The sequence below is a fragment of the Bacillus sp. AFS017336 genome, from assembly GCF_002555445.1.
Lineage (GTDB): Bacteria > Bacillota > Bacilli > Bacillales > Bacillaceae_G > Gottfriedia.
The window spans coordinates 1-1,851 of sequence record NZ_NUCO01000049.1 but is presented as its reverse complement, the minus strand read 5'-3'; the positions used below and the strand labels follow the sequence as shown (position 1 = coordinate 1,851).

2 protein-coding genes are annotated in these 1,851 nt (G+C 33.3%); one reads left to right on the top strand and one right to left on the bottom strand.

What is annotated here, in order from left to right; all coding sequences use genetic code 11:
* The first annotated feature begins 81 nt into the window (after positions 1-81).
* Positions 82-1,089: an IS1595 family transposase gene (locus tag CN601_RS21760; protein WP_098172341.1), complete on the top strand. Its 1,008-nt coding sequence runs from the start codon at positions 82-84 to the stop codon at positions 1,087-1,089.
* A gap of 75 nt (positions 1,090-1,164) precedes the next feature.
* On the opposite strand, the gene CN601_RS21755 is transcribed toward CN601_RS21760, so the two are convergent.
* A complete protein-coding gene (locus tag CN601_RS21755; RefSeq protein ID WP_098172340.1) occupies positions 1,165-1,626 on the bottom strand; it encodes a hypothetical protein in 462 nt (153 codons plus the stop codon).
* Between the last annotated feature and the right edge of the window lie 225 nt (positions 1,627-1,851).

The following is a 1,851-nucleotide window of genomic DNA, read 5'->3' as shown; positions in this document are numbered from 1 at the left end:
AGGCTGTTTTCGCATAGATTGTTGCTATTTTGACCATACTCCTAAAGGGTGCTAAAATACTTGTTTGGGAGGTGCTTTTCAATGATGGAACATGTTTATGCTGATTTCACTGATTTATCAAAACAAGACCAAATCAAGTTATTCAATCGCTTAAAAACAGAGTTCTTCTCTAATGATGAAGAAGAAATAGCTGACACATACACTACTATTAGAGAAACTCGCTTTAGCGAAGGTCTTGGTTGCGTTCATTGTGGAAGTGTAAAGGTTAAGCGAAACGGAAAATATCGTGGGAGACAGCGTTACTATTGTCATGATTGCTGCAAGTCATTTAATGACTTAACAAATACCCCGATTTCAGGTTCACGATATCTTGGGAAATGGGCTAAATATTTTCGTATGATGATTGAAGGATTCACCTTACCAAAAATTGCTGAAGAGCTTAAAATCCACATATCAACTTGTTTTTATTGGAGGCACAAGATTTTATTTGCTTTGCGCTCGTTAGGATTTCAAGGTTTGAAGGGAATCGTTGAAAGTGACGATACCTTTTACAAAGAGTCATTTAAAGGACGTAAAGTAGAAGGCAGAGACCCCAAAAAACGTGGTGGAAGAGACCCAAAAAGAGGTATAAGTAGTCTAAAAATTGCAGTTGTAGTTGCACAAGACCGTAATGGTCAAGTAGTTGTTAGAAAAGCTGGTCGTGGTCGTGTCCGAGCAGAAGAAATAGATGCGGTAATTGGGGAGTATATAGACCCCTCTGCTTTGTTATGCACTGATACTGCTACAAACTATAAAAAGTTTGCATTGGATAAAGGTCTAAAACACGAAACAATTAATGTGAGTAAAGAAGGGTATGTAAAAAAGGGCATATACCATGTTCAACATGTTAATAGCTTTCATAAACGTCTTAGGGATTGGATGGATAGATTTCAAGGAGTAGCCACTAAATATCTCGACAACTACCTATACTGGTTCAAATTCTTACAACAAAATAAGAAGTTAACTACTAAGGACAGAGTAAAGGGTATGATGTTAGGTTCCTGTCAAAATCCTAATTACATTACAGTTAAGTATTTACGAGAAGTATAAATTAGTTGAATTGGAGCAAAAAAGCCATATCAATTGATATGACAACTAACGCATGCTTTAGTTGAATAGCTTAAATTACTTATAAATTATTAATGGTCTTGTTTGTATTAATTGATTTTGATTTGGTTTAGCAATGTTATACCAAATTCTGAGTTCACTATACTTTATGAGGGGTAATTTTTTTCTTTCTAATCTTACTTCCTTAACACTTTGGTCTATAATACCAAAACTTATTTGTTCTTTATTGCCAACTACAAGTCCACCTTCACTATTTAACTTCATTTCAGCACCCACCCCATGTATTGCTCTCCAACCGAAGATGTTCTTATGGAGATATAGTGCATAAACATTCCTTTTATCTTTCATTGCTAAAATATAAGCATCATTGTTTTTATAAATTGTATCAATATAGTTTATTGGTTTTAGTTGTGTTTGAGCTTCAAAAACCCGTTTGGTTGAAGAATGTACATAGTAGTAATGACTAACAAATACGAATATTAAAATTAAAACTAAGACACTTATTATCTTTTTTGACATTAAATTTCTCCTTCTTGATAAATTTATAAATTAATTATAGATATAACCATCAGTTTCTGTAACTTGGGGGAATTTTGCCTTTTTCGCATGATTTTCAGATAATCCTTATTGCACTAACCTGCCATTTAGGTGAACAAGGACTAATGATAATTATTCTACACTTAACATTTTTTCCCTTTAATAATTCATTATTTTATAAAGCCACAAAGTTTACGAAAACAGCCT